The 3,134-nt window shown below is 73.1% G+C and carries 2 protein-coding genes; both read left to right on the top strand.

Features of this window, described 5'->3' with window-relative positions; translation table 11 throughout:
• Positions 1–214 precede the first annotated feature (214 nt).
• Positions 215–1,573, top strand: coding sequence for a PP2C family protein-serine/threonine phosphatase (locus tag CCN42_RS24275; protein WP_245877445.1), 1,359 nt, complete (start codon positions 215–217; stop codon positions 1,571–1,573).
• A gap of 101 nt (positions 1,574–1,674) precedes the next feature.
• Positions 1,675–3,021, top strand: coding sequence for a vWA domain-containing protein (locus tag CCN42_RS24270; protein ID WP_086738785.1), 1,347 nt, complete (start codon positions 1,675–1,677; stop codon positions 3,019–3,021).
• Positions 3,022–3,134 lie beyond the last annotated feature (113 nt).

Raw genomic sequence — 3,134 nt, 5'->3', positions numbered from 1 at the left:
CACCGCGAGTGCGCCGGTCCGGGGGACGCCCGACCCGGTCCGGGGGACGCCCCACGCGGTCCATGGGGCGAACGGTCCGGCCCACGGGACACCTGGCCCGGCTCATGGGGTGAACGGACCGGTCCATGAGGCGAACGGTCCGGTGGGTGCCGGATACGCTCCGGCACCCGCCGAGTACGGCGTCGCACCCGCTGGTGGGGTCCCGGCCTCGGGCATCGCACCCGCTGCCGGGGTTCCGGCCTCGCCGGTGAACGGGACGGTGCCGCACCCGGCCTCGGCCGAGGGCAGGCCCGGTGCCGCCGCACCCGCCGGTCCGGCGCCCACCGGCGGTGGCGGGCAGGCCGGTTCGGCCCCGGAGGGTCCGGTGCCCTACGGCCCCGCTGCCGTCCAGCACCCGGAGCCCGTGAGCGGTCCCGGCGCACCTGGCAACTCCGCCGTGCCTGGTACCCCCGCTGTGCCTGACACCTCCGCCGCGCCCGGCGCCCCCGCCGCACCCGGCACCCAGGACGGCTTCGGCTCCCCGGCGGCGGCCGACCCGCACGCCGCCTCGGCCCCGGCCCCCGGTGTCCGCTTCGACCGGCGCGGTGGCGAGCCCGAGGAGTATCCGCTCCAGGCGCCGGACCCGCGCGTGGCCGGCACCGCGGCGCCCGCCGAGCCCGGCAAGCTGTGTGTCGCCTGCCGCGCCGGCCGGGTCGACGACGACGGCTACTGCGAGAACTGCGGCCATGCCCAGCCCCGCGAACGCGACCACATGGAGCAGGAGTGCGGCCCGGTCGCCGCCGTGTCCGACCGCGGGCTGCGCCACCACCGCAACGAGGACGCCTTCGCCATCGGCACCGCCGCGCTGCCCGACGGCTCCGCCGCGACCGTCGCGATCGTCTGCGACGGCGTCTCCTCGGCGACCCGCCCGGACGACGCCTCGCTCGCCGCGTCCCGGGCGGCGAGCGCCGCGCTGCTCGCCGCCCTGCCGCAGGGCGCCCATCCGCAGCAGGCCATGCACGAGGCGATCGTCGCCGCGTCCCACGCGGTCAACGCCCTGGCGGAGGAGCCCGCGACGGCCCGCGAGCACGCCCCGCACCAGAACGCCCCGGCCTGCACCCTGGTCGGCGCGGTGGTCACGGGCGGTCTGCTGGTCGTCGGCTGGGTCGGCGACAGCCGCGCCTACTGGGTACCGCAGGACCGCACCGCCCCGGCGGCCCGCCTCACCGAGGACGACTCGTGGGCGGCGCAGATGGTCGCCGCGGGCCTGATGAGCGAGGCCGAGGCGTACGCCGACGAACGGGCCCACGCGATCACGGGCTGGCTCGGTGCGGACGCCTACGAACTGGAGCCGCACACCGCCGCGTTCAAACCGGACCGGCCCGGTGTGGTGGTGGTGTGCACGGACGGTCTGTGGAACTACGCGGAGGCGGCCGAGGAGATGGCCGGAGTGATTCCCCCGGACGCCGCCGTCCGTCCGCTGCACAGCGCACGGGTCCTGGTCGGACACGCGCTCGACGGCGGGGGCCACGACAACGTAACAGTGGCCGTCCTGCCGTTCCCCGCCCCTCCGCAGGGGGCAGGATCCGCCTGAGGCGTGAGCACGACGGGGAAGCCTCGACGGACCGGAGGGGACCGGTCCGGCCATAGTCGTCACCCCGCTCCGGCGGGGTTCCTAGGGGGATTCGAGTACGTATGGCCAGATTGTCGAAGTCGAACGTGCCGCAGTTCTCGGTGGACGTGTACCAGAACGAGCACCTCCCGGAGGGCGGCCGGGAGGTCAACGCGATCGTCACGGTGACCGCGACCGGCGGCGGCACCATGGGCACCGCCGTCACCGCCCCTCACCTGTACGGGCCCGGCCAGGGCCCGTCAGCGGCCGTGGCGGTCATGGTGGACTGCTCGGGGTCGATGGACTACCCGCCGACCAAGATGCGCAACGCCCGGGACGCGACCGCCGCCGCGATCGACACCCTGCGCGACGGGGTGCACTTCGCGGTGATCGGCGGGACACACGTGGCCCAGGAGGTCTACCCGGGCGGCGGCCGGCTCGCCGTGGCCGATCCCACCACTCGTGAACAGGCCAAGCAGGCGCTGCGCAAGCTCAGCGCGGGCGGCGGCACGGCCATCGGCACCTGGCTGCGGCTCGCCGACCGGCTGCTGTCCTTTGCCGACGTGGCGATCCGCCACGGCATCCTGCTCACCGACGGCCGCAACGAACACGAGTCACCCGAGGACCTGAAGGCCGCACTCGACTCCTGTGCCGGGCGCTTCACCTGTGACGCCCGCGGTGTCGGCACCGACTGGGAAGTGAAAGAAGTCACAGGGATCGCCTCGGCACTCCTCGGCAGTGCCGACATCGTGGCCGATCCGGCCGGCCTCGCCGCCGACTTCACGCGGATGATGGAGACGGCGATGGGCAAGGAGGTCGCGGACGTCGCGCTGCGGCTGTGGACCCCGGTCGGCACGACCATCAAGTTCGTCAAGCAAGTGGCACCGACGGTCGAGGAGCTGACCGGCCGCCGCACCGAGGCGGGCCCGCGCGCCGGGGACTACCCCATCGGTTCCTGGGGAGACGAGTCCCGTGACTACCACCTCTGCGTGGAGGTCCCGCCCGCGAACATCGGCCAGGAGATGCTGGCCGCCCGGGTCTCCCTGGTGATACCGCAGCCCGACGGCACGGTCCAGAACCTGGGCGCACAGGGTCTCGTCCGCGCTGTGTGGACCGACGACATGGCCGCGTCGACGTCGATCAACCCCCAGGTCGCCCACTACACCGGCCAGGCCGAACTGGCGCAGGTCATCCAACAAGGTCTGGATCTGCGCAAATCGGGAGACATCGACGGAGCAACGGCCAAACTGGGCCGCGCCGTTCAGCTCGCCGGCGCCTCCGGAAACGCGGATACTGCGAAACTCCTTGCGAAGGTGGTGGACGTGGTCGACGCCGCGACAGGTACTGTGCGACTGAAGGCGAAGGTCGCGGAGGCCGACGAGATGACTCTCGAGACTCGGTCGACAAAGACTGTTCGTGTAAAGAAGTGACATAAAGAGCAACGAGCCTGACCCCTTCGGGGTTGGAGAAATCCGGTCATAGCGGCCGGAAAAGGAGAGGGGGAAGCGCCGACATGCCGACCTGCCCGAACGGACACCAGTCG

The sequence above is a fragment of the Streptomyces glaucescens genome, assembly GCF_002154375.1.
Taxonomy (GTDB): Bacteria; Actinomycetota; Actinomycetes; order Streptomycetales; family Streptomycetaceae; genus Streptomyces; species Streptomyces glaucescens.
The sequence above is the reverse complement of the archived record's forward strand: the minus strand, read 5'-3'. Positions and strand labels throughout refer to the sequence as shown.

What these genes read in the sequence shown, in the direction of transcription:
- CCN42_RS24270 (WP_086738785.1), top strand. Translation starts at nt 1,675, where the DNA reads ATGGCCAGATTGTCGAAGTCGAACGTGCCGCAGTTCTCGGTGGACGTG.